We start from the raw sequence: 24,202 nt of genomic DNA, 5'->3' as shown, positions 1-24,202 counted from the left end.
GCCAGCGGCGCACACCCTTCGCGTGGGCGGCCGGGCTGCGGACAACCCGAGGTTGGTAGCGCACGGCCAGGTCAGCAGCCAGGGATGGCGGCAAATAATTCTGAAGAGTCACAAGCACAGAAGCGTTGTGCGTGAGCTAAGCACTGTTATCGACCTAAGCGAACGACTCATAGAGACGTTGCGGGCTGGAATAGTGGCTACCCCTGTTGGTGATAGAATGTATTCATTTGTAACGCACATGGCTTTAAGGAGGTTCCCTTGACGTATCGCGAGCTTGTCGATCGTGGCGCTGACCGAACCGAAATCCAGACGTTCCTTTCGGGCGGTGACATGCATTCGACCACCATACGGATTCCCGACAACCTGCGCGACGCAGCTGCCGAGGAGGCGAAGCTGTCCGGCATGAGCTTCTCCGCATACTTGCGCATGTGCCTTATGGACAAGCTTTCCAGCGAAGGGAGCGCACGATGATCGGATACAGCTTCCGCGATTTGGCTCGTGACGTCCTGAAATCGACCGAGAGGCCGATGAGTGCAGAACAGATATGGGATGAGGCGAATGCCCTCGGTATCGCGGCGAAGGTCGGCTCGAAGGGAAAGACTCCCTGGCGCTCCATCCAAGCACAGCTCTACACGGACATAAAGGACGGTTCTAACTCCGCGTTCGTACAGCTCAGCAAGCATCCTGTCCTCTTCGGGCTCAAGTCGTTGAGCTACGGCGACGTTCAGCTGGAGCTGGCGAGCGAAGACGTGAGCGACGGTGACGACAAACCGGCGACTACGGCGAAGGCATCCAAACCGCAGTGGGGAGAGCGGGACCTTCATCCGCTTCTTGCGACCTACGTTCGCAGCGACCCGCATTTCCGCTGCTACGCCAAGACCATCTACCAGGAGAAGTCGTCGAAGAAGCCCAAGAACGCCGACATGTGGACGCATCCGGATATGGTGGGCGTCTACTTCCCATTCAAGGACTTCGAAGCGAGCACCATCCAGCTGCAGGACACCCTCCGCGTGAACCCGTACCGCATCTTCTCCTTTGAGCTGAAGAAGAGTCTGACGACTAGCCACCTTCGCGAGTACTTCTTCCAGGCGGTCTCTAACTCGAGCTGGGCGAACGAGGGGTATCTTGTGGCACCATTGATATCGAGCGACTCGGACTTCCTCGACGACCTGCAACGGCTCTCCAACGCCTTCGGCATCGGCGTCATCCGGCTCGACATAGAGCACGCCGAGCAGAGCGAGATCCTCTTCCAGGCGCAGACCCACGACGCGCTCGACTGGTCGACCGTGGACAGGCTTTCGAGCATCAACCCGGACTTCAGGGACTTCCTCACGGGAATAAGCAACACTGCCAAGATCCATACGGTGAGCGGCAGCTACGACAAGATACTTGAGGGCGATGCATACGACGCCTACCTGAAGAAGCATGGGATGGCGTTGTAGATGGAGTTTCTTAGCAACGAAGGCGTAAACGCGCTGGGAGACAAGCTTCGTGCGGCACTTTCCGCAGGCGACAGGCTTTCCATTATCAGCTCGTATTTCACCGTGTTCGCTTTCGGCGAGCTGAAGGACGAGCTCCTAAAGGTTGACGAGCTTCGCTTCCTCTTCGACGAGCCGACTTTCGTGGAGCAGATGGCCGAGTTAAAGGACCCGAAGGAGTTCGTGCTCTCGAAGCGCGGGCGCGAGCGTGGCATCGGCGGCACGGGGCTTGAGCTTACGCTTCGCAATAACCTGAACCAGCGGGCTCTCGCTCATGAATGCGCCGAGTGGGTTCGAGCTAAGGCGTCCTTCCGTTCCGCACGCTCGCGCGGCATGGTGCAATCTGGCTCCGTCTACCACCTTTCGCATGCTGATGGCTCCGCTGACGGCTTCCAGGGATTCAACCTTCCCTTCACGCTTGAGGGACTGGGCTACGAGCGCAAGGCGGGCGTCGTTGGCGGCTATGGCTCGTATTCGGGAGCTGCCGAGGCGCAAGGTTTCAAGGTGATGTTCGACGGCATCTGGGACAACCCCTCCATGGTGGCCGACGTGACCGAGCAGGTCGCCGAGCAGATCGGCACGCTCTACCGCGAGAACGCGCCCGAGTTCGTGTACTTCCTGACGCTCTACCACGTGTTCCGCGACTTCATGGCGGACATGGAGGAGACCGACCCCATCAAGCCGGGGCTTTCCTTCACCGACTCGGCGGTGTGGAACAAGCTCTACGACTTCCAACGCGACGCCGTCGTCGGCGCTATCCGCAAGCTGGAGAAGTACAAGGGATGCATCATCGCCGACTCGGTCGGCCTGGGCAAGACCTTCGAGGCGCTGGCAGTCATCAAGTACTACCAGGAGCGCAACGACCGCGTGCTGGTGCTGTGCCCGAAGCGCCTGCGCGAGAACTGGACGCTCTACACCGGCAACGACGAGCGCAACCCGCTCGTGGACGACCGGCTCAACTTCGACGTGCTGAACCACACCGACCTTTCCCGCTACACGGGGTTCTCGGGCGACATCAACCTGGAGACGCTCCGCTGGGGCAACTACGACCTCATCGTCATCGACGAGAGCCACAACTTCCGCAACAAGCCGACCGACCGCACGCAGCATAGCCGCTACGACCGTTTGATGCAGGACATCATCCGCGCGGGCGTGCGCACCAAGGTGCTGATGCTCTCGGCGACGCCGGTGAACAACAAGCTCCTCGACCTGCGTAACCAGATCGAGATTATCACCGAAGGCGACGACGCCTACTTGGCCGAGACCGACGGCATCGGCTCCGTCACGGCGGTGTGCCGCCTGGCACAGCAGCGGTTCGGGGAATGGAGCGAGCTCCCCGACGAGCTTCGCACGACCGAGCGGTTCGTGTCCATGGTGAACGCCGACTACTTCAAGCTGCTCGATATCCTGACCATCGCACGCAGCCGCAAGCACATCGCTAAGTACTACCGGGACGAGACGGCAACGTTCCCGACGCGCCTCAAGCCGATATCGCTGCACCCTCGCTTCGACACGCAGGACGAGCTGCCGAGCATCGCCGATATGAACGACCTGATTGCATCGCTCTCATTCGCGCAGTACCAGCTGCTCTCCTATGTGATGCCGGGCAAGCAGAAGAAATACGCCGACCGCTACGCCGACACGTGGGGCAACGACTTCGAGAGCCAGGTGAACCGCACGCACGCTGTGGCGAACCTGATGCGAGTGAATCTGCTAAAGCGCATGGAAAGCTCCATCAACAGCTTCCGGATAACGCTCGAGCGCGTACTGGGTGGCGCTCGGTCGCTGCTCGATCAGCTGGACAACCTGAGCATGAACGCGGCATACGTGGCAGACGAGCTGGCCGAGGGCTTTGACGACGACGATGACGCCGAGGAGTTTGAGGCCGGCGGCAAGGTGCGCGTGGACCTGCGTGACGTGGACGCCATCCGCGTTCGCCAGGAGCTGGACTACGACATCCGAACGCTCGAGGAGCTGCTGTACTACGCCAACGAGGTGACTCCCGAGCGCGACGAGAAGCTGGCCGAGCTCCGCCGCTTCATCGATCAGAAGGTGGCGCACCCGTACAACCCCGGCAACCGCAAGCTTCTCATCTTCAGCGCGTTCGCCGACACGGCCCGCTACCTCTACGAGCAGCTGAATCCGTACCTCAAGAAGACGTACGGCATGGAGTCGGCGCTCGTCACCGGCGCGAAGGGAACTGCCGCCACCGTCAAGCTCAAGCACACGACCTTCGACGCCGTCCTGGGACGGTTCTCGCCGAAGAGCAAGGAGATATCGGAGCGCGAGCGCAAACAGGGCGAGATAGACGTCGTGTTCGCAACCGACTGCATCTCCGAAGGCCAGAACCTGCAGGACTGCGACTGCCTGGTGAACTACGACATCCACTGGAACCCGGTGCGCATCATCCAGCGTTTCGGGCGCGTCGACCGACTCGGTTCCGACAACACGTGCGTTCAGCTCGTGAACTTCTGGCCCGACATCGAGCTCGACGAGTACATCCAGCTGGAGGGTCGCGTCAAGGGCCGCATGGTGCTCCTGGACACGTCGGCCACCGGCGAGGAGAACGTCCTTGAGAGCAAGGCCGCCGACGAGATGAACGACCTGAAGTACCGCCGCAGCCAGCTCGAGCAGCTGCAACGCGAAGTCATGGACCTTGAGGACATATCGGGTGGCATATCCATCACCGATTTGGCGTACGACGACTTCCGCGTGGAGCTGGAACGCTACGCCAAGGCGCACCCCGGACTGCTCGAAGGCAGCCCGTGCGGCCTGCATGCGGTAGCTGAGATACCGAACACGCTAACGGACAGCGTGGAGCCCGGCGTCGTCTTCTGCCTGAAGGCGAACGACGAGGGGGCGAATCCGAAGGACGGCAACCCGACCTGGCCGTTCCACCTGGTCTACGTGACCAATACAGGCGAGGTACGCGGCACCCACACCAACCCGAAGTCGGCGCTCGACATCATACGGGCGGCGTGCGCGGGCGTGACCGAGCCCGTGATGGATCTCTGCCGGCAGTTCAACAAAGAGACACGCGACGGCACGAACATGGGCGCATACACCAAGCTGCTCGATGCGGCGGTGAGTCAGGTGTCCGGCGTTCAGGCGCAGAAGGGCATGGAATCGCTCTTCAGTCTCGGCGAGGTCGGCTCCGGCACGACGCTCGCTTTCGACGACTACTCGCTCATGAGCTTCGTGGTTCTGAGGTGACAGGCATGGACTGGGCCACAACGCTAAACCTACCAAGCGCCACGCTTGCTGGCGGCAAGACCATACCGAAGACGGTGCTCACGTCGCGGGGCGGCCTCACCAAGGCGGAAGAGAAGCTGCTCAAGCAGTACTCGCGCTTGACACACTTTGCTACCATTCAACGGGGGACGGCGCATATAGCCCCCGTCTCCAACGATGAGCACGAGATCGGCAGCGTGATATACCTGAACTGTGAGCTGGTGCGCCCTAGCGGATTCGGAGGGCTTGCAGCCGTACTGCACAAGACGTTCCCCAACCCGGTCGTGCTGCTATTCGAGGAGCCGGGCGGCAAGGTTGGTGTATCCGTGTCGCTCAAGCGCAAGAGCCATGCGGAGAAAGGCGCGGTGGTGATCGAGCGCACCGAGACGGCGCGCCTGTTCGACCCGGCCGAGCAAGCGTATGCCGACTACCTGGCCGACATCCGCCACGCGGCGCTGCCGCAGTCGGACCTGCTGTCCTATGTGACCGCTCTCTGCGACCGCACGGCGAAAGCAGCGGCAATCGTCAGCATCGGAGAGTACCCGCGCTGCAAGGACGCCGACACGTCGCAGCTGATGGCGCTTCTGGCCCATCTGAGGGACTCGCAAAGCGAGATTAATGTCCTACGCTCGCAGTATCGTGACAAGGAGGCGACCCTTGCCGAGTCGTCGCGGCTGCGCATGGCGCTGAAGAAGAAGGAACGCGAGCACGACAGGCTCGCAACCGAGATAAAGGAGCTATGCCATGGCTGAGTTCGAGAAGATGGACCTTACGTCTGCCAACCTGGTGGCGGAGCGCATTGAACAGTTGAAGCAATTGCTGCCAGAGATTGCCACCGAGGGTGGCATCGACTTCGACAAGCTGCGCCTGGTGCTGGGCGACGAAGTTGACGAGGGCACAGAGCGATACGCCTTCACCTGGCCCGGCAAGACCGATGCCGTCCGCCAGAGCCAGACCCCTAGCACGGCAACGTTGCGTCCTTGTCCTGAAGAAAGCGTGGATTGGGATGAAACGGAGAATCTCTGCATTGAAGGTGACAATCTAGAGGTACTTAAACTTCTACAGCATTCATACCACGGCCGCATTAAGTGTATTTTTATTGACCCCCCATATAACACTGGTACGGATTTTATATACCCAGACAGCTTTGGCGACACAATTGAGCATTACCGTGAACAGCTGAATCTAGGGAAACAATCAAACGCTGATACCAGCGGGCGCTTTCATGCAAACTGGTGCTCACTCTTATATCCGAGGCTACGACTTGCTCGAGAGCTCCTGTCAGAAGATGGCGTAATACTGATAACCATTGACCATGTTGAGTTTGCGAACCTAAAGAAGCTCTGCGACGAAATCTTTGGAGAAAACTGCTTTGCAGCGCATCTTGCATGGCGATCTAGCGATAGCAGCAACAACAATGCTCTTTCCTTTTCTGAAGATTTCAACGATGTGCTTGTATACTGCCGCACACCAGGTTGGAGGCCAAACTTCCTTAATGACCCTGAGAAAAGAAAGCACTACAAGAATCCCGATAACGATCCGAGGGGCCCATATTATGACGGCGGTGATGTAAGCAATCCTGGAGTACGCCCCAATCTTCAATTTGACATCACTACACCCAGCGGCAATGTTATTAAGCATCCAGCAAATGGTTGGCGTTGGTCACGCGAGCGCATGGACGAAATGTTCAAAACGGGTGAGCTACGTTTTTCACCTGACGAAACCCGTGTAATAAAGAGACGTTATTTGGCGGACATGAAAGGACTACCGCCATCGACATTGTTGATAGACCTGAATAAAACGGGACATACGCGTGCAGCCAAATATGAACTTAAAGCACTGTTCCCCGAACTCCCCGTTGCAGACCTGTTCAGCACTCCAAAGCCAACTGCTCTTATGAAATATCTGCTTGAGCTTGTTATCGACCGCGATTGCATAGTCATGGATTTCTTTGCTGGATCAGGAGCGACTGCCGATGCGGTTATGAAATTCAATACCGAATCGCAATTTCGTGTTAGCTGCATCTCTGTCCAAATACCCGAACCAGTCGGTGATGGCAACGACACATTCAACAGCATATTCGACATGTGTAGGGAGCGGATTAAACGAGCTGGAGAGCAAATATCGGCACGCAAGTCAGATAATCTCCAATTGCCTATTGACGGCGCTTCGGAAAGAGAGGTAGACACCGGCTTCCGCGTGCTCAAACTTGACGAAAGTGGAATCGAGCGCCCGAAGCCCGGTGAACTTCTCCTCGATGTGGTCAAGCCCGACCGCAGCGACGAGGACATTATCTTCGAGATGATGCTCAGATGGGGTCTCGAGCTGACCCTTCCCATCGAGAAGGTGAATGCAGCAGGCTACCCCTGCTACTCCGTTGCCTACGGCGAGCTCGTATGCTGCCTGGCAGACGGTCTGAACATGCAGGCACTAGACGCCATCGCCGACATGGAGCCGAGACGCGTGCTCATGCTCGACCGCATCCTCGACGACACCACCAAGCTCAACGCCGTGCAGGCGTTCAAGCGCGTTGAGGAGAAGACGGGCCGCGAGGTCGAGCTGAGGACGGTGTAGCTATGGCGACCCTAGAGCTCAAATACTCCGCAGACCAGAGGCACCAGGTTGAGGCCGTGGAGGCCATCACCGACCTGTTTCGCGGGCAGGAGTTCCTAAAGAGCGAGTTTACTGCCGAGGTTGGCGCCGCCGGCACGCTGATGGAAGGCCAGGTTCTCAGCGTTGGCCACGCCAACGGCCTTCGCCTCTCGGCCAATCAACTGTTGGAGAACCTGCACGACATCCAGGAGGAGAACAGCTTACCAGCCACGAACGTGCTCACCGACGGCAAGCTGCGCGACTTCACCATCGAGATGGAGACGGGCACGGGCAAAACCTACGTGTACACGCGCACCATCTTCGAGCTGAACAAGAAGTACGGCATCACCAAGTTCCTCATCGTGGTGCCGAGCGTGGCCATCCGCGAGGGCGTGCTGAAGAGCTTCCAGAGCACGAAGAAGCACTTCGCCACGCTCTACGACAACGCGCCGATGGATGTGTTCGTCTACGACAGCAAGGACATGGGACCGGTGGGCAATTTCGCTACCAGCAGCTCCATCCAGGTGATGATCATCAACATTCAGGCGTTCAACCGCGACTACTCCGACGAGGGCAACGCTGAGAGCAGCTCGCTCTTCCACCGGCCAAGCGAGCGACTCATCGGCGGGCGCAGCCCGCGCGAGGTCGTTGCCGCATGCAACCCCATCGTCATCATCGACGAGCCGCAGAGCGTGGACAACACCGCCAAGGCAAAGGCGGCAATCCGCAGCCTTAACCCTCTTTTCGTGCTTCGTTACTCCGCCACGCACAGGGAGGGCTACAACAAGGTCTACCGCCTGACGCCGGTGGACGCCTTCCAGCAGGGGCTCGTGAAGGGCATCTGCGTTGACTCGGTGCTCGCACAGGCCGACCTGAACGGAGCATACGTGCGGCTGAACTCCACCAGGATGGGAAAGACGCCCGGCTCCATCACCGCACGGCTGACCATCGACGTGCGACAGAAGGACGGGAGCCAGAAGCGCAAGGCCGTGACCGTAAGAACGCACGACTCGCTCTATGACAAGAGCGGCGAGAACACAGACTACGAGGCCGGCTGGATCGTAAGCAACATTTCAGCCGCCGAAGGCGACGAGTGGATAGAGTTCACCAACGGCGAGTGGCTGGAGAAGGGCCAGGCCGTGGGCGACGTCGCCGACGAGGCCGTGAAGCGCGCCCAGATCCGCCGCACCATCGAGGACCACCTGCAACGCCAGCTGGAGCTCGCGCCCAGGGGCATCAAGGTCTTGAGCCTCTTCTTCATCGACAAGGTGGAGAAGTACCGCCTGTACGACCCGGTGAGAAACGGCGAGTACGCCGAGATGTTCGAGCAGGAGTACGCCGACGCCGTGGCGAGCCCGCGCTGGCAGAAGAAGTATGCCGCTGCTGGACTAACACTCGACACCGATGCAGCTGCCGTCCACTCGGGCTACTTCGCTCAGGACGGCAAGGGACGCATCAAGAACACGAGCGCGGCGGCGAGCACTGCAGCCGACATATCTACCTTCGAGACCATCATGCGAGAGAAGGAGACGCTGATCTCCTTCCCGGCGGACGGGGACGACGAGGAGACGCGGGGCAAGAAGCGCATCCAGTTCATCTGGAGCCACTCGGCGCTCAAGGAGGGCTGGGATAACCCGAACGTCTTCCAGATCTGCACGCTGGTGGAGACCAAGGACACCATGACCAAGCGCCAGAAGGTCGGGCGCGGCCTGCGCCTGTGCGTGGACCAGAGCGGCGAGCGCTGCTACGACGAGGACGCCAACGTGCTCACCGTCATCGCCAACGAGAGCTACGACGCCTTCGCTAGCGGGCTGCAGACCGAGTTCGAGAAGGACGGCCTGCGCTTCGGCGTGCTGACGCCCGAATCGTTCACGAAGGTGACCATAGAGCTGCCTGACGGCCAGGAGGTGAAGCTGGGCTTCGAGCAGAGCGCCGAGGTGTACCAGAGCTTTGCCGCAAAAGGGCTCGTAGACAAGAAGTGCAACATCACTCCCGAGCTCAAGGAGGCGGCCGAGAAGGGCTGCGTGGAGATGCCATCGGGACTCGAATCCGCGCAGTCGCAGGTGGAGGACATCATCCTGCACAAGGCGCAGAAGCTGCAGATCAAGGACAAGGCCAAGGAGGTCGAGGTCGAGCTGTGCAAGGACGTGACGGCCGACCCCGCCTTCCAGGAGCTCTGGGAGCGCATCCGTCAGCGTACGCGCTTCGAGGTGGACGTGGACAGCGAAAAGCTGATCGCCGACGCCGTGGCGGGCATCCAGAGCATGCCGAAGGTGAAGCCGCTCGAAGTGCTATCGACCCGAGCCGACCTGACCGTTGGCGACGGTGGCGTGAACGCGCAGGCGACGGGCACCTCGTTCTTGAAGACGGGTGGGGCCCGCGTGTACGACCTGCCCGACCCCATCGCAGAGCTGCAGGATGCCGTGGGGCTCACCCGCGCCACGCTCAAGCGCATCCTCGAGGAGTGCGGGCGCTACGACGAGTTCGAGGTCGACCCGGCGACGTTCCTTGCGCAGGTGGCGCAGAAGATAGAGAAGGCCAAGGGCGAGGCCATCGCCGAGGGTATCAAGTACACGAAACTGCCCGACGAGGACTGGTACACGATGGAGGACCTGGACCCCGGCGAGCTGAAGGCGTACCTGGGCCAGAACGCGTGGATGCCGAAGAGCGGCAAGAGCCTGTACAGCTACGTGGTCTACGACTCGTCGACCGTGGAGCAGCCCTTCGCGGTGGAGCTGGACCTTGCCGAGGAGGTGCGCGTATTCGCCAAGCTGCCGAACAAGTTCAAGATCGACACGCCCCTGGGCAGCTACAACCCCGACTGGGCCTACGTGGTTGAGGAGGACGGCGAGCGCCGCGTGTACTTTGTTGTGGAGACCAAGGGCGGCGGGAACAACAACATCCGCGTGAGTGACGCCGAAAGGACAAAGATTCGGTGCGCGAGGCGACACTTCGCGGCGCTGCAGGTGGATGTGGAGTACGACGTGAGGACTACGTATCACACGGTAAGCGTGTAAGGCAAAGCAGTTAGTGACGATAGCTTAGGATGCAGCTATCAGTACCAAGGAAGGAGGCAGGATGGCTCGCGATTTCTCAGTCGATTTTGCTGGTAGGATACGCAATTTTACCCTGAAGAAAAAAGACGCGCTCTTGCCGCTCTTTGAAACGATAGTCAATTCGCTTCAGGCTATCGAGGATGCTGGGAAAGCATCCAGCGAAGGACTTATCGAGGTAAAGCTCAATCGCTTGCCCGTTCTTGATGAGAACATGTCTCGTGGCGAGATAACTGGCTTTACTGTTACCGACAACGGCATTGGCTTCGATAACATTAATTTCGAGTCCTTCTTGACCTCAGATTCACAGCTCAAGGGAGATCGCGGCGGCAAAGGCATCGGACGTTTCTGTTGGCTCAAGGTTTTCGGCGACGTGAGTGTAGACAGCACTTATCGAGAGGGCGAAGACCTTTATCGGCGGCAGTTCTTATTCAGCTTGGGAAGCACGAGCATCGATGATTCTGTAACTGACGCCGTCCAGAAAGATACGGGCACGCGTATTGAGCTAAGGCATGTCAAACGTGAATATCTTGGATACATCCCCGCGACAGGCAGGGAGATAGCTGAACGTGTGATGCAGCATTGCCTTGTATACCTTCTTTCCAAGACTTGCCCCACGATTATTGTGGATGACGAAGGCGATAAAACTGACATCAATCAAATGCTGGCAGGCATGCTCGAAACAGACAGCGATAACGACGAGCTACACCTCAGTGGCCGCGTCTTCAATTTGCTGCACATCAAGATGAAGGTCCCAGAGGCTACTAACAAACGCAGCATACCTTCATGCCGCCTCATCCTATGTGCTGACAATCGTGAGGTGCTGACGAAGAAGTTGACTGGACTTCCCGCCGGCCTGGACAAATGGCTCGTTAATGAATACGGCTTCTCTTATGTTGGTGTACTGACCAGTCCATATCTTGACCAGCATGTAAGTGCGGACAGGCTTTCGTTTGATATCTCCGCAGACGAAGACGGAATGTTTGACGAGGTCGGCATGAATGAGATTACTGCGGCGGCATGCGCATCCGCCCGTGGTTTCCTGAGAGACTTTATCGATGCAGCGGTGTCTGGACAGCGTAAGCAAGTTGAGCAATACGTAACCGAAGAAGCCCCTCAGTTCCGCCATCTGCTGCAATATGCTCCAGAAGGAGTAGCGGCGATCGGCATCGGAGCTACACGAGAGGAGATGGACGATTCCCTTTACAAGCTCAAAAGAGAGGTTGAGAAATCAGTTCAAGCTGACAACAAGGAGCTCATCAGGAAACTCGAGAGTAGCCAAATTGACAGCGATGAATATCAAGAGGAATTTGCTCGGCAAGTACAACGCGTAAGCGATGTGAATGAGTCTATGCTTGCAGAGTACGTTGTCCACCGGCGCGCAATACTCAACATATATCGAGCCGCCCTGAACAGGCAGGACGACGGCAAGTTCAAGCGCGAGGCTTATCTCCACGAGCTGATTTATCCGATGAGGACAACATCTGAGGACGTAGCGTATCCAGCTCACAACCTTTGGTTGATTGACGAACGGTTGACCTACAGTAGTTTCATCTCATCGGATAAGCCATTTGATGGCAGCGCCCATGAGAAAAGACCGGATGTCATGCTCCTTAACTATCCGACCTTTGTCTCTGCTGATGAAACCGACGGCTTGCCATACGACACAGTGACAATACTCGAACTCAAACGTCCAGACAGGGATGACTATACAGACAGCGAGAACCCCATTGATCAACTCTTACGTTACGCGACTAAGATTCGTAATGGCGAGGCACGAGATTCAAGGGGTCGTTACATTGCTGTCAATGAGAACACCAGGATGTATCTCTATGCCATCTGCGACATGACTCCTAAACTACGGCAACTCATGGAGATGCGCGGATTCGGGGAGACCGCTGATGGCCAGGGCAGGGTCTTGTACAACCCCAATCTCAAGGCAACAATCGAGGTTCTGCCTTTCGACAAGATTTACCGCGATGCGAATATGCGAAACCAAGTCTACTTCCGGACGCTTGGCATCGAATAGCTGTTTTGCCATCGACTTTGTGACGGCCTCTTAGCCTTGTAGCAGGTTAAGAGGCCGAATTCTTTGTCGGCCACGACACGAAAGGTGGCTGACATGGCCGGTGATAACCATGGCGACAAGACGCAGGAAGTCGCGGAAACCGCGCAAGACAACAGGCACGAGCAGGCGACGCAAGACCAGCCGCAGGTGAGCGGCACCGATTGGGAAATGCTGTCGCCGAGCGCGACGAGAAGATTGCCGCGCTCGAGGAGCAGGTGGCAGAGGCCTCCAAGAACGCAGAGACGGCCGAGCAGCTGCGCGGCGAGATCGCCGAGCTCAAGGCCCAGGGCGAGAGCGACCGCATCGACTTCAGGCTGCAGCTCGCGGGTGTGCGCAACCTGAAGGCTGCCCGTGCGGTCTTGGGCGACCACGGCGGCGACGTCGACGCGCTAAAGGAGGCCGAGCCGTGGCTGTTCGCAGACGCCCCCGCAAAGCAGCAAGGCGGAAAGACCGGTCTTCCCAACGCAGGCACGAGCACGGACGCCGGCAAGACCATGAGGCGCTGGCGAAAGCTCGCCGGCCTTGACGATTCCAACGACAAAGCATAGGAGGGCTGACAGATGGCTAACAGCATCGAGTTCGCGAAGAACTACACCGGCATTTTGGACGAGGTCTATCAGAGGGCGGCGGTGTCGCGCCGCCTGAACAGCGGCGGGCGCATGGTCCGCGCGGGCCGCAACGCCAAGGAGATCCTCATCCCGAAGATCTCCGTCACGGGGCTCGGGGACTACACCCGCAACGTAGGGTACAAGACAGGCTCCATCACCTACGAGTACGAGACGCACAGCTTCGGCTACGACCGGGCCATACGGCTCTTCGCCGACGTGATGGACGTGGAGGAGAGCGGCGTGCTCGACTGCTTCGTCGAGGCTGGTGCCGAGCTTCAGCGCACGCAGGTGGCCCCCGAGGGCGACGCCTACACCTTCAGCCAGATCGCCTCGACCGAGGGCGTGACCGTGAAGGCCGAGGACCTCTCCGAGGCTTCTGCCGTGGACGTGCTCGCCGCCCTGCGCGCCGTGACCAACGACATGGACGAGAGGCAGGTCTCCACCGGCAGCCGCTACCTCTTCATCACGCCGACGCTGCGCGGCGTCCTGGACGACTTCTCGCTGGCGAACCCCACGCGCTCCAACCGCGTGCTCGAGCGCTTCAGCCGCATCGTGGAGGTGCCGCAGGTGCGCTTCTACACGGCAATCGACCTGCTCAGCGGGGACGACGACCAGTTCGGCTACCAGAAGGCGGCCGGCACCTACGTGGCCACCACGGACACCGAAGTGGATTCCAGCAAGACCTACTACACCAAGAGCGGCGACGAGTACACGGCCGTGGCGTCTCCCACCAAGAGCGGGCTCGCCAACTACTACGAGCTGAAGGGCGCGGGCGCGGACATCAACTTCATGGTGGTGGAGAAGTCGGCGGTCATCAAGTACGACAAGCACGTGGCTTCGCGCGTGTTCAGCCCCGACGAGCTGGAGGCGCTGGACTCCTACATGCTCAAGTATCGCAAGTACGGCATCGTGAGCGTGCTGGAGAACAAGCTCGACGGCGTGTACGTGAGCGCGAGCACGGAGTAGACTCGTGGCCGCTGCTGTGACGTACCAGTTCTATTCGCAGGTTTACGGGGGCGGTCTTTCTGAGGCCGCCTTCGGGCTTGCGCTGCCTGCTGCAACTCGCCACGTGCGGTGGCTTGTGGGCAGGCGCGAGCCTTCCGATGACGAGCTGGAAGCCTACCAGCGGGCCGTGTACGCGGCGGCAGACGCCTTCGCCGAGTTCGGCGAGGGGCAGGTCGGCGGGTTCTCGCTCTGGGGACTTCAAGGTAACCCACTACGAGGAGGAGGGCACAACCGGCGAGGAAATCGCCACCGCCGACGCGCTCAGGGAGCTTGTGGGGACCTCGCTGGCGTTCTGCGGGGTGCGATGATGCGGGCGCTGAGGCCGATACCGCTGCGGCTGCTGGCCGAGGACGCCGTGGTGAGGGTGCCCGACGGTGACGGCGGCTATGCGCCGAGGGCGTGGCCGTGTCGCACGTGCGGTTCGCCAGGATGCAGAACGTTGTGGACGACGAGCATCGCTCGGCAGATGCTGGAAGCGGCAAAGTCTATGTCGACGCGCTGAACAGTGGCGGAGCCTTCGAGGTTCCGGCTGGGTCGCGCATCGACATCGGCGGGCATTCTTATTACGTGGTCGAGTGCAAGCGGTGCGAGGACTTCAACGGGCACGTGCACCACTGGGAGCTGGTGGTGAGATGAGCTGCGCGGACTCCATCGCGAAACTGCTGGCAGATGCCCACTTCTCATGTTACTTCTCAAAAGCTTTGCCTTCGGCGCTGGACTGCGAGGAGCCCATCGTTGTCGGTGAGGGCACGTTTTCGCGCGACTCTCAGATGGCCGAGGAGGAGCGCGGGTCTGTCGTGGTGACCGTGCTGGTGGTGCGGGAGGTCATGGCCGATGCGGAGTCCGTCACCGCTGCCGCCGAGCTGGCGGTGCGCAGGGCTGACTGGGAGCCGTATGCGGATGTTGGTGGTTATCGGATCGTGAGCATCGACACCGCGGCACCTGCCTTCAAGGAGCGCGATTCGAGCGGGCGGTACGTGTGGGCGTTCGACGTGGCGTGCACGGTGGTGAGGTTGCTATGAAAAAGAAGGATGCAAGCAAGTGCGAGGATGGCCGTGGCGACGAGCTGCGGCTCCTCTCCAAACTGCGACTTCCCGGACACCATGGCTTGTCCCGAGGGACACCACGCAGGACACCAAGCCCGACGTGGACACCATGGCCCCGGCTTTACGGTTCGTGATTCAGCCTGTCGATTGTTTGGCCAGGTAACCGGCCGAAAGAGAAAAAACGCCCAACTTTTGACGAGACTCCCGTTTTTGGTGTCCCGTTTAGTGTCCTAAACAAAAGCAGGTAGACGGTTTATGCCATCTACCTGCGTCTTTCGTGGTGGGCGTTACAAGATTTGAACTTGTGACCTCTTCCGTGTCAGGGAAGCGCTCTCCCCCTGAGCTAAACGCCCATAGGCTGCTCGGTTGCCCTTGCAACGAAAAATTACTATAGCGGTGCCGTGGGCCAGATGCAAGAGCTGCTCGCAATCCAATTTGCTCCACCGGTCCTCCACGAGTTCAAGGCTGTCAAAGGCAACCATGTGAAGCAATGCCTTGCCGCAAAGCCCCAGATAATCAGTTATAAACTCGCTGAAATTGGTATCTACCTGCATCTATTTCCACCAGGATTCCCAGCGGTGTTCGGCGCGTATCTCACTGGTTTTGCTCCGGTGTCAAAGGCGCAAATAGATGAGAACAGCTTTTCTCGCTCCCCGCTCAAAAGGACACACTGGCTTTAGCGACCACGCGACCCGGGATGCAAGGGTTTCTCGGCAAGGAGAGATTGTTGCAGCTGGGGATAGGGATCAAGGAGCGGCGGCTATGGCATCTGAGATGAGCTTTGTGGCAGAGCGCAATGTGCTCGATGGCGAATTGGCAGAGATGATTGCGGCAGGAGATGCTCAGAAACCGGTGGATACCATCGATTTGGCCATCGGGGATCCGGATTTGGCGACCGATCAGCGCATCATCGACGCCGCCTTCGCCGATGCCAGCTGCGGGTTCACGCATTATGCGAGTCCTTATGGGGATTCGGAGCTTTTGGCTGCCATCAGGCGCGTGTGGCAAGAAGATTATGATGTTGAAGTTGCCAGGGATGAAGTGATGGTTACCGCCAGTGCCACCCACGCCATGTATCTGCTGCTAGACACTGTGGTGGATCCTGGTGACGAGGTGGTGCTCTTCTCCCCTTACTTCACGCCTTATAAAGCTCAGGTAGAACATGCGGGCGGCGTTCCGGTGGTCATTGAGTGCGATCCTGATGCCGGCTTTAGACTCAGTGCCCAGGCGCTGGAGGCGGCGGTGACTTCTCGTACCAAGGCGGTCATTGTGAATACGCCCAACAATCCTACAGGTGTATGCCTGAGTTTGGAGGAGCTGCAGGGCTTGGTGGATGTGTGCCGCGCCCATCATATGCTGCTTATCGCCGACGAGATCTATACCTCCTTCTCGTTCATGCGACCCTTTGCTCCCGCGCTTTGGTGTGAGGGAGCACAGGAAGTGTGCGCGACCATCCGGTCCTTCTCCAAAAACTACTGCATGAGCGGCTGGCGGCTGGGTTACGTGATCGCTCCAGCCGACGTCATCGAAGCCATGCGCTGCATCAACGAGTCGCAAGTCTATACGGCTCCCACCCTGTCGCAGCGGGCAGCCATCAGGGCACTGGAGCTGCGCCAAGACATCCGAGAGCGCGTCCATGAGATCTACGGCGATAGGTTGCGCTTTGGCATGAGGCGTGCCTGTCAGCTGCCAGGTGTGAGCGTGCCCACCACCCAAGGAAGCCTCTACCTGTTCTTGGACGTGCGTGGCACCGGCATGGACGGCGCCCAGTTTTGCTCGCTCATGAAAGACGAAGCCCATGTGCTGATGCTCTCTGGAGCCAGCTTTGGCGCGGCAGGCACGGGTTTCGTGCGCCTGGCACTGCGCGTGGACATCCCCCAGCTTGGCCAAGCCTTCGACCGCATGGAGCGCGTCTTAGCCGCTCATAGCGCCGCGCCCGTGGTGATGTTTAACGAGTCCCAAAGCGTTTCTGCCTAGGATCGCCCGGACGGCCTCAGCCGCCAAATCCAATGAGAGCCCCCCGCCTTCCCCGCGAAGCGCTCGCGGGGCAGGCGCATTTAGGGATGCACCAGATAGGCAGCCCGCAGTTGCGCGATCTTCTCGGCATCGAGATCGAGCTCCTGCTCGCAGTAGGCGTAAAACGAGCCCCACTCCTGCTCGATGGCATCAAACGCAGCCACGATGCTCTGCTCCTCCACGGTATAGAGCAGATGCAGCAAATTGTAAGGAGCCGAGGGAAGCATCCCGTTGCGGCCCAACGCCATAAGCGCCTTGGACCATCCTGGCTGGATGTAGCGGTTGGACGCCAGGTAGTCCTCCAGCACCAATGCTGGCGACACCCCCAGCACCAGCTCTAGGAAGGCCGCTGCGATGCCCGTGCGGTCCTTCCCTGCCGAGCAGTGCCACAGTACGCATCCTGGACGCTTCTGTGGCTCCTGGGGCACTTGAGCCGCCTGGGCCTGCGTCGACGTCCCTTGCGCCAGAGCTCCTGCGGGCTTTTGGATGAACAGCGGCACGAAGGTCTTGGGATTGGTGGCCTGCTCCAGCAGAATCTCAAAGAAGCGGCGATAGCCCTGGCGGCCCAGCTCGCTGGTGACAATGGTGGCATAGAGGCCGGAGATCTTGTCCTCGCCGCCCAGGTCGTAAGACTTGGCCTCGGCGATGAGGGAGCGCAGCGACTTGTCCTGGGTGATGCCCGCAGTAGACTGGCGAATCACCGGCACGAACTCCATGGAAGCCTCGGGCAAAAGGTGCATGGGCTCCGGCGACCGAGCTCGTTCGGACTGGGTGCGAAAGTCCACTACTACCGATAAACCCATTCCCCTTAAACGAGCTGCATCAGTCGCAGTGACCTTTCCCAACTGACCTGTGCGCAGCAGCACCCCGTGGCGGACGACATGGCCGTCCTGAGTGGGCATGCCGCCCAGATCGCGAGCGTTGCGGACACCAGAGAGCCCCATATAGCCGTAACCCGACCCAATGAAGGCGTTCTCCAGCTGAGCCACCCGTGGTGACACCGGACGATCCTTTACGCGGGGATCTTTTTGAAGTGCTGCTTCACGTGTATCTTGGGTCATAGAGACGATTCCTTAGAAGTCGAAGTATCTTGCCTGAACGGGTTCGCCTGCGGGAGATGGCTGCGACCTTCTCTCACGGCGTTGCGCTCCGCTAGGCGTTTGGCGCCAGCTGGCTTCCTACCACCAGGTTTTGAAACCTGTCTTGGATGAAGTCATTGTTAAAGTGAGAGTCCACGTAGACATCCACCGCGTTTTGGGGTGGTATGCCCAAAGCGCGCTGCTCCATGCGGTAGAAGCAATAAGCCGTGGCCAATAAATCTATAGTAATAAATGCCACAAGCACTCCCACCAGAACCGCTTGAGTTTTGCTGGACGGCTCCCCTATGAACCATACGAACTCCGGTAGCACCACCTTAGTAAAGATCACGCCCAGCACCGCCCAAAGGACGATGGAGCGCCAACAGACCCACTGAGTGATGGCATCCGGAAGACCCAAGTACGTCCAGCTCTGCGCATGCCAGAAGAACTCCATGCACATGCCGGTAGCCTGCTCGATAGCCGCTCCCGCTCCCATGGACACCAGCAAGATCTCGTACCACTTGCTATCGCGGAAGTTCCACAGCACGATGGCGAACATAAGGCCGCCGAATCCATAGAGCGGCGAGAATGGGCCCCACACCACACCCACTCGACTTTGGGTGAGACCCTGGGAATGCCACATCCAGATCTCCTCGCCCACGAGACCCAGTAGGCTGCAGACCAAAAAGATCGTGATGTAGTGTGTGATCCCCAAGCTCGCCTGTTCCAAATACTGATGCTTCGCCATGCGCTCCGCTTTAAGCGTTGCTTTGCGCTGCTCCTTGGACATGGGACGCCCCGTGCGAGTTCTCAGCTCATAGTAAGCCGGATCGTGCCGAGAAACCCCCACCCTCTTGCGAAAGCGCTCCTGTCGCTGAGACTCCTTGCGCGCCAAGCGGGAAGCGATCCTGCTTTGCAAGCTGTCAGAGCTTGAAGCCTTATACGCAAGCGTCGACGCATCCACTACATCATCTGCATCGAAGCGCTCCCGACCCATGGCCTCTGAGTAGCTTCTGCCGCTCATGAAGCGCCAGCTCACTTCTGAGATGGCCCAGGAGGTCAACAGACACACAAACACGAAGAGCAAGATGAGAAGCAAGGTGTTGATCAAGAGAAACCCCAAGGTGTGCTGGATGGCTTACAGAGCGATGAAGCGTATGGGATTGAGACATTGTAGTCAACTGTAGAGGAATGTACCTATACCTGCATAGACTGCAGGCTATCTACCCCATCTAAAGGAGAGTGCGCTTACGATGCGCTGTAATTCGCGAGTGCAGCGGATAGTACATCTTGCAGAAATGTGAAGGCCAGAGTAAATGCAGACTACCGGATCCTAAGGACGAGAAGGATATTGGTATCCTCAGAATTTATACTTCATTAGTAACGAGAAAATAGCCTATTTTTACTTAGAATGCTACGTTATTGTAACCATCGTAGTTCTTTTTCTGAGTGTGTCAGAGACATCTTTAGCAGCAAAACCACCGCTTTAGCAGCTAGCCCGCCAATTCATCATCAAGCCCACTAATCGTGCGTGCATTCATATGCATACCAACCAAAAATGAAAAAAAGCCACCCCGTAAAGAGTGGCTTGAAAAATTCTGGAGCGGACAACGGGATTCGAACCCGCGACCCTCACCTTGGCAAGGTGATGCTCTACCAACTGAGCCATGTCCGCGTCAACGGAGAATACTATACCCAGAGCCTCTATCTGGCGCAAGGGGTTATTTTCAAGGCTCGCAAGTTTTGGATGCCTGGTGAATCCAAGGGACACATGAAGAAGGCGCACTCTCTATTTGTCATCTCTACCTGCTATCTCTACCCGCCCTTAAACGCCTAGCCTTTAGAGCCTTCGCTCGCACCTTCCCGCTTCTCACCGCCGGCGCTCCCCTAGTCAAACAAAAAGCCGACTCCCAAAAGAGCCGGCTTGAATGTACTGGAGGCGACGCCCAGATTCGAACTGGGGGTAAAGGCTTTGCAGGCCTCTGCCTTACCACTTGGCCACGTCGCCAGTAATTGAAAAGGCCGGTGTGGGGCCGGCCTTAGGAAGATCACTGGAGCGGACAACGGGATTCGAACCCGCGACCCTCACCTTGGCAAGGTGATGCTCTACCAACTGAGCCATGTCCGCGTGCGGTAGCTACTATAAACCAGCGAGCAACTGGGTGCAAGTCTCAATTTCCAAGAACTTACAAGCCTTGAGTGCCGCGAGCCCACAGACGCCAGTGAGCCTTAACGCTCCTCGATATAGACCGCGGGCTTCTCGTCATCCTTAGGATGACCAGGAGCCGCGGGGAGCACGAGGTTCATGATGATGCCCACGATAGCCGAGAGTGCCATGCCAGGGATGGTGTAGTCACCCAGAGGCAGCGAGAAGCCGCCACACTCCATGCCTACGCCCAAGATGATGACCACGGCGGCAATCATGAGGTTTCGATTCTCGCCAAAGTCGATGTTGTTGGTCACCAGCATGCGCAAACCGTTAGAAGCAATAAGGCCAAAGAGCAGCAGACTTACGCCGCCCATGACAGGAGTGGGTATGCTCATGATGAGCGCTTCGAGCTTGGGGCAGAAGCCGCCTACGATGAACGCGAAGCCCGCAGCATACCAGAAGACCTGGGTGGAATAGACGCGGGTAACGCTCATGACGCCGATGTTCTCGGCGTAGGTGGTGGCAGGAGGGCTACCCAAAAAGCCGGCGATGCAAGTGGCGATACCGTCACCTGCCAGCGAGCGTGGCAGCATGGGGACGAAATCCTCCCCTACCACCTCAGAGACTACCAGCAGGTGGCCGATGTGCTCGATGACCACTACCAGCGCCACCGGAGCGATGAGCGCGATGGCCACAGGGTCGAACTCTGGGAACTGCAGATGGGGCAAGCCAATCCAAGCAGCCTCGGCCACAGGGGCGAGATCTACCAAGCCGCAGAAAGCTGCGACGATATAGCCCACAATAATGGCCAAGAGCACTGGGATAGTGCCGATAAGGCCCTTCATCGAGGAGAAGATCACTGCCGCAAACAGAGTGATGCCCGCAACCAGAGTCGCAATGCCGTTGAATTCTCCCGTGGAGCCTGTGAGCGCCATGTTCACTGCGGTAGCAGAAAGGCCCACACCAATGACGATAATGATGGAGGCAATGAGCACCGGGGGCAAAATGCGATCGATCCAACCGGTGCCGATGAGCTTGATAATGCCGGCCACTGCCAGAAAAACTAGACCAGCCACAACCACGCCGGAGAGCGCCGCTGCGGTGCCCTGTGTAGCGCCAACCGCAATAATGGGGCTGATAAAGGCGAACGAGCTTCCTAGGTAGCTAGGAATCTTGTTCTTGGTCATGAGCAGGTAACACACCGTGCCGATACCTGAACACATGATGGCAGCACTGGGATGCAGACCCGTGAGCATGGGCACCAGTACGGTGGACCCAAACATTGACATCATGTGCTGGATGCCAAGAGGGATCGCTTTGCCCACCGACACGCGGTCGGAGACTCCAATCACTTCTCTTTCTGCCATGAAACTCCTTTCTCAAAAAATGCAGGCCCTCGCCCTCTGGTGGCGGGACCTGCATCATTAACAACAAAGCTGATGAAAAGAGGGTGCAGCCCTTATCGGCAATTATGAGATGAGGAAAGATACCAAGAAGGCGACTGCAGCCACCCACATGAGAGGCTTGACCTTTTTCGCATTGCCGGTGGCGCAGGCAACCACCACGTAAGTGATGAAGCCCAGGCCAATACCGGTGGAGATGGAGTAGGTCAAGGGGATGCCGGCCAGAGTGATGAAGGCGGGCAGGCCATCGAGCTTGGAGTTCCAGTCGATGTCTTGGACCTGATCCATCATGAGGAAGCCCACGAGCACCAGAGCGCCGGTGGTGGCAGGAGAGCTCACCACGGCAATGAGAGGTGCGAAGAAGGCGGCTAGAACGAACAGCACGCCGGTGGTGATGGAGGTGAGGCCAGTGCGACCGCCATCGGCAGCGCCGGAAGCAGACTCCACAAAGGTGGTGATTGAGGAAGCGCCCACCAGGCCGCCTACGGCAGCTGCGCAGGAGTCAACAATGAGGATGGGGCGAATGTCTTCCACTTTGCCATCGGCAGTAAGGAAGTCACCCTGCTTGGCCACTGCGAAAGCGGTGCCCATGGTGTCGAAGAAGTCAGACATCATGAGGGAGAACACGAACATGAGAAGGACGGGGCTCGCCACGACCTTGGCGATACCCATGACACCGGACTCGTCGGTGAGGAAGGGGGCGCCAAAGGTGGAGAAGTCCAGCGAGGACACGATGCCAGTGGGAGTAGCGGTGACACCCAGAGGAATGCCCACGATCACGGCAATGACGATGCCAATGAGGATCTCGCCGGGCACATTCATGCAGTAGAGCACGAAGGTGGAGAAGATGGCGATCATGGCCACGATGTAGTTGGGGTCGCTCAGGGCTCCCATGGTGATGAGGGTGGAGTCATCGTTTACCACAATGGACCCGTTGATGAGGCCGATAAGGCATATGAAAAGACCCAGGCCAGCGGCGATGGCGTGGCGCTGAGATGCGGGGATGGCATCCATGATGGCCTCACGCAGACCGCAAAGCACCAGAATAAGAATGGCGATACCCTCGATAAAGATGACCGCCATAGCGGCGTGCCAATCGCCGTCGCAAAGGCCGGTGAGGGTGAAGGCGACCACCGCGTTGATGCCCATGCCCGAGGCGCAGGCCAAAGGACGATTGGCGAAGAGGCCCATGAGGATGGTCATGATGCCAGCGCCAATACAAGTAGCAGTCACTGCTGCCCCCGAAGGAATGCCCGCAGCCTCCAACAGGGACGGATTGACGGCGATGATGTAGGCCATCGCCAGAAAGGTTGTGAGACCAGCACGTACCTCCTGGCCCACAGACGATCCACGGGCGCTCATATGGAAGAAGTTTTCCAGCGCGCCTCCTTGGGCTTGATTTGCCATAGACAAATTCCTCTCATGTATTCTCTCGCTTTGGGAGGCCGATCCTCCCCCACTCCGACGCGCCAGCCTCACCTACAAGACGACTCGCACGTCTATCCCAGGCGTATTTAAGAAACGCCGCTGGAACCAAATCCCCCTGTGCCGCGATCGGTCTCATCCAGCTGATCCACCTCTAAGAGAGTTACCTGAGGCACCGGAAGGATGACCAGCTGGGCGATGCGATCGCCCCGGGTAATGGCGATGGGTTTCTCGTCATCTAGATTGATAGCGCAGACTTTGAGCTCGCCACGATAATGGGAATCCACAAGACCGGGAGTATTGGCCATAGAGAGCCCTTGTTTGAGGGCCATGCCGCTGCGAGGCTGGACAAAGCCGGCATAGCCATCAGGGATAGCGATGGCTAACCCGGTAGAAATCAGGCGACGCTCATGAGGAGCCAACACTACATCCTCTGCGGAACGAAGATCCAACCCCGCATCACCCACATAGGCATAGGAAGGAAGCTCCACTGCAGGGTCCAGTCGCTGAATGGGCAGGGTGATACCGCTATTCATTGGCAAGCCTCCGAAGCTCTTCAGAAAACTCATCAAGGTTTTTAAACTCGCGATAGACTGAGGCAAACCGCACATAGGCCACGTCATCTATATCTCGTAGATGTAAAAGGACCATCTCGCCCAGACGCTTGCTGGGAACTTCTGTGATGCCGCCGTCGCGAAGCTCGTTTTCTACCGAGTCGATAAGAGCGTCCAGCTGAGCCACGTCCAAATCGCGCTTGACCGTAGCGGCCACAAGACCGCGCATGATCTTTTGCCGATCGAAAGGCTCGCGACGGCCATCGCTCTTAATTACTACGAGAGGCAGCTCTTCTCGGCGTTCATAGGTGGTAAAACGACAACCACAGGCAGTGCACACGCGCCTGCGACGGATAGCTTCATGGGATTCAGAAGGCCTGGAATCAATGACCTTGGAATCATCACACCCGCAATTGGGACAGCGCATCGACCAATCTCTCCTGTCGCTAGGATTTATAGAGCTTTAGAGTCCTATGCAAAAGACGTCGCGAATTT

General features: G+C 58.5%; 19 protein-coding genes and 4 tRNA genes. 13 read left to right on the top strand and 10 right to left on the bottom strand.

Annotated features, from left to right (window positions below):
- Positions 1 to 258 precede the first annotated feature (258 nt).
- From E5334_RS05930 to E5334_RS05875, 11 genes are all read left to right on the top strand, one after another.
- Entirely contained in the window at positions 259 to 471 is a 213-nt protein-coding gene (locus tag E5334_RS05930; RefSeq protein ID WP_136012668.1) for a hypothetical protein, read from the top strand.
- Entirely contained in the window at positions 468 to 1,442 is a 975-nt protein-coding gene (locus E5334_RS05925; protein WP_136012667.1) for an HTH domain-containing protein, read from the top strand. Before E5334_RS05930 ends, E5334_RS05925 begins: the two co-directional genes overlap by 4 nt.
- The gene (locus E5334_RS05920) at positions 1,443 to 4,691 is read left to right on the top strand and encodes a helicase-related protein (protein ID WP_136012666.1); all 3,249 of its coding nucleotides are present in this window, start codon (positions 1,443 to 1,445) and stop codon (positions 4,689 to 4,691) included.
- 5 nt (positions 4,692 to 4,696) lie between these two features.
- Positions 4,697 to 5,461, top strand: coding sequence for a DUF4391 domain-containing protein (locus E5334_RS05915; protein ID WP_136012665.1), 765 nt, complete (start codon positions 4,697 to 4,699; stop codon positions 5,459 to 5,461).
- Positions 5,454 to 7,283, top strand: coding sequence for a site-specific DNA-methyltransferase (locus E5334_RS05910; protein WP_136012664.1), 1,830 nt, complete (start codon positions 5,454 to 5,456; stop codon positions 7,281 to 7,283). Before E5334_RS05915 ends, E5334_RS05910 begins: the two co-directional genes overlap by 8 nt.
- Positions 7,284 to 7,285: 2 nt before the next feature.
- Complete coding sequence (locus E5334_RS05905) at positions 7,286 to 10,318, top strand: restriction endonuclease (protein WP_136012663.1); 3,033 nt, start codon at positions 7,286 to 7,288, stop codon at positions 10,316 to 10,318.
- A gap of 61 nt (positions 10,319 to 10,379) precedes the next feature.
- Positions 10,380 to 12,383: an ATP-binding protein gene (locus E5334_RS05900; protein ID WP_136012662.1), complete on the top strand. Its 2,004-nt coding sequence runs from the start codon at positions 10,380 to 10,382 to the stop codon at positions 12,381 to 12,383.
- A gap of 200 nt (positions 12,384 to 12,583) precedes the next feature.
- Positions 12,584 to 12,970 (top strand): hypothetical protein, encoded by a 387-nt coding sequence (locus E5334_RS05895; RefSeq protein ID WP_275438949.1) that lies wholly within the window; start codon positions 12,584 to 12,586, stop codon positions 12,968 to 12,970.
- Positions 12,971 to 12,982: 12 nt separating this feature from the next.
- A complete protein-coding gene (locus E5334_RS05890) occupies positions 12,983 to 13,996 on the top strand; it encodes a hypothetical protein (protein WP_136012661.1) in 1,014 nt (337 codons plus the stop codon).
- Between the two features lie 480 nt (positions 13,997 to 14,476).
- Positions 14,477 to 14,671 (top strand): hypothetical protein, encoded by a 195-nt coding sequence (locus E5334_RS08810; protein ID WP_275438948.1) that lies wholly within the window; start codon positions 14,477 to 14,479, stop codon positions 14,669 to 14,671.
- Positions 14,668 to 15,057, top strand: a complete 390-nt coding sequence (locus tag E5334_RS05875) for a hypothetical protein (protein WP_136012660.1) — start codon at positions 14,668 to 14,670, stop codon at positions 15,055 to 15,057. Before E5334_RS08810 ends, E5334_RS05875 begins: the two co-directional genes overlap by 4 nt.
- 302 nt (positions 15,058 to 15,359) lie before the next feature.
- Here the strand turns inward: E5334_RS05875 and E5334_RS05870 are convergent.
- Positions 15,360 to 15,434, bottom strand: a tRNA-Val gene (locus E5334_RS05870).
- Positions 15,435 to 15,482: 48 nt separating this feature from the next.
- On the opposite strand from E5334_RS05870, the gene E5334_RS08650 reads away from it, so the two are divergent.
- Both E5334_RS08650 and E5334_RS05865 read left to right on the top strand, forming a co-directional pair.
- Positions 15,483 to 15,761: a hypothetical protein gene (locus E5334_RS08650; protein ID WP_167604315.1), complete on the top strand. Its 279-nt coding sequence runs from the start codon at positions 15,483 to 15,485 to the stop codon at positions 15,759 to 15,761.
- Positions 15,762 to 15,843: 82 nt separating this feature from the next.
- Positions 15,844 to 17,058, top strand: coding sequence for an aminotransferase class I/II-fold pyridoxal phosphate-dependent enzyme (locus E5334_RS05865; protein ID WP_167604314.1), 1,215 nt, complete (start codon positions 15,844 to 15,846; stop codon positions 17,056 to 17,058).
- An 80-nt stretch (positions 17,059 to 17,138) separates the two neighbouring features.
- Here the strand turns inward: E5334_RS05865 and E5334_RS05860 are convergent, their stop codons facing one another.
- The 9 genes from E5334_RS05860 to nrdR form a co-directional block, all read right to left on the bottom strand.
- The gene (locus E5334_RS05860) at positions 17,139 to 18,158 is read right to left on the bottom strand and encodes a tyrosine-protein phosphatase (protein ID WP_136012658.1); all 1,020 of its coding nucleotides are present in this window, start codon (positions 18,156 to 18,158) and stop codon (positions 17,139 to 17,141) included.
- A gap of 91 nt (positions 18,159 to 18,249) precedes the next feature.
- On the bottom strand, positions 18,250 to 19,287 hold the full coding sequence (locus E5334_RS05855) for a putative ABC transporter permease (RefSeq protein WP_136012657.1): 1,038 nt from the start codon (positions 19,285 to 19,287) through the stop codon (positions 18,250 to 18,252).
- A 488-nt stretch (positions 19,288 to 19,775) separates the two neighbouring features.
- Positions 19,776 to 19,851 (bottom strand) — tRNA-Gly (locus E5334_RS05850).
- Between the two features lie 259 nt (positions 19,852 to 20,110).
- Positions 20,111 to 20,184: transfer RNA gene (locus E5334_RS05845), tRNA-Cys, on the bottom strand.
- Between the two features lie 44 nt (positions 20,185 to 20,228).
- Positions 20,229 to 20,304, bottom strand: a tRNA-Gly gene (locus E5334_RS05840).
- 101 nt (positions 20,305 to 20,405) lie between these two features.
- Complete coding sequence (locus tag E5334_RS05835) at positions 20,406 to 21,692, bottom strand: solute carrier family 23 protein (protein WP_136012656.1); 1,287 nt, start codon at positions 21,690 to 21,692, stop codon at positions 20,406 to 20,408.
- A 102-nt stretch (positions 21,693 to 21,794) separates the two neighbouring features.
- Entirely contained in the window at positions 21,795 to 23,108 is a 1,314-nt protein-coding gene (locus tag E5334_RS05830) for an NCS2 family permease (RefSeq protein WP_136012757.1), read from the bottom strand.
- A 134-nt stretch (positions 23,109 to 23,242) separates the two neighbouring features.
- Complete coding sequence (gene dut, locus E5334_RS05825; RefSeq protein WP_136012655.1) at positions 23,243 to 23,689, bottom strand: dUTP diphosphatase; 447 nt, start codon at positions 23,687 to 23,689, stop codon at positions 23,243 to 23,245.
- Complete coding sequence (nrdR, locus tag E5334_RS05820; protein ID WP_136012654.1) at positions 23,682 to 24,134, bottom strand: transcriptional regulator NrdR; 453 nt, start codon at positions 24,132 to 24,134, stop codon at positions 23,682 to 23,684. Before nrdR ends, dut begins: the two co-directional genes overlap by 8 nt.
- Positions 24,135 to 24,202 lie beyond the last annotated feature (68 nt).

Source organism: Muricaecibacterium torontonense, assembly GCF_004793925.1.
In the GTDB taxonomy this organism is placed as follows: Bacteria; Actinomycetota; Coriobacteriia; order Coriobacteriales; family Atopobiaceae; genus Leptogranulimonas; species Leptogranulimonas caecicola.
Note: the sequence above shows the minus strand (reverse complement) of the source record. Positions and strands in the feature narration are given on the sequence as shown.

Excerpts from the sequence above, each read along its gene's own strand:
- E5334_RS05925 (WP_136012667.1), top strand. The coding sequence starts at position 468 with ATGATCGGATACAGCTTCCGCGATTTGGCTCGTGACGTCCTGAAATCG.
- E5334_RS05920 (WP_136012666.1), top strand. The coding sequence starts at position 1,443 with ATGGAGTTTCTTAGCAACGAAGGCGTAAACGCGCTGGGAGACAAGCTT.
- E5334_RS05915 (WP_136012665.1), top strand. The coding sequence starts at position 4,697 with ATGGACTGGGCCACAACGCTAAACCTACCAAGCGCCACGCTTGCTGGC.
- E5334_RS05910 (WP_136012664.1), top strand. The coding sequence starts at position 5,454 with ATGGCTGAGTTCGAGAAGATGGACCTTACGTCTGCCAACCTGGTGGCG.
- E5334_RS05905 (WP_136012663.1), top strand. The coding sequence starts at position 7,286 with ATGGCGACCCTAGAGCTCAAATACTCCGCAGACCAGAGGCACCAGGTT.
- E5334_RS05900 (WP_136012662.1), top strand. The coding sequence starts at position 10,380 with ATGGCTCGCGATTTCTCAGTCGATTTTGCTGGTAGGATACGCAATTTT.
- E5334_RS05890 (WP_136012661.1), top strand. The coding sequence starts at position 12,983 with ATGGCTAACAGCATCGAGTTCGCGAAGAACTACACCGGCATTTTGGAC.
- E5334_RS05875 (WP_136012660.1), top strand. The coding sequence starts at position 14,668 with ATGAGCTGCGCGGACTCCATCGCGAAACTGCTGGCAGATGCCCACTTC.
- E5334_RS05865 (WP_167604314.1), top strand. The coding sequence starts at position 15,844 with ATGGCATCTGAGATGAGCTTTGTGGCAGAGCGCAATGTGCTCGATGGC.
- E5334_RS05860 (WP_136012658.1), bottom strand. The coding sequence starts at position 18,158 with ATGACCCAAGATACACGTGAAGCAGCACTTCAAAAAGATCCCCGCGTA.
- E5334_RS05835 (WP_136012656.1), bottom strand. The coding sequence starts at position 21,692 with ATGGCAGAAAGAGAAGTGATTGGAGTCTCCGACCGCGTGTCGGTGGGC.
- dut (WP_136012655.1), bottom strand. The coding sequence starts at position 23,689 with ATGAATAGCGGTATCACCCTGCCCATTCAGCGACTGGACCCTGCAGTG.
- nrdR (WP_136012654.1), bottom strand. The coding sequence starts at position 24,134 with ATGCGCTGTCCCAATTGCGGGTGTGATGATTCCAAGGTCATTGATTCC.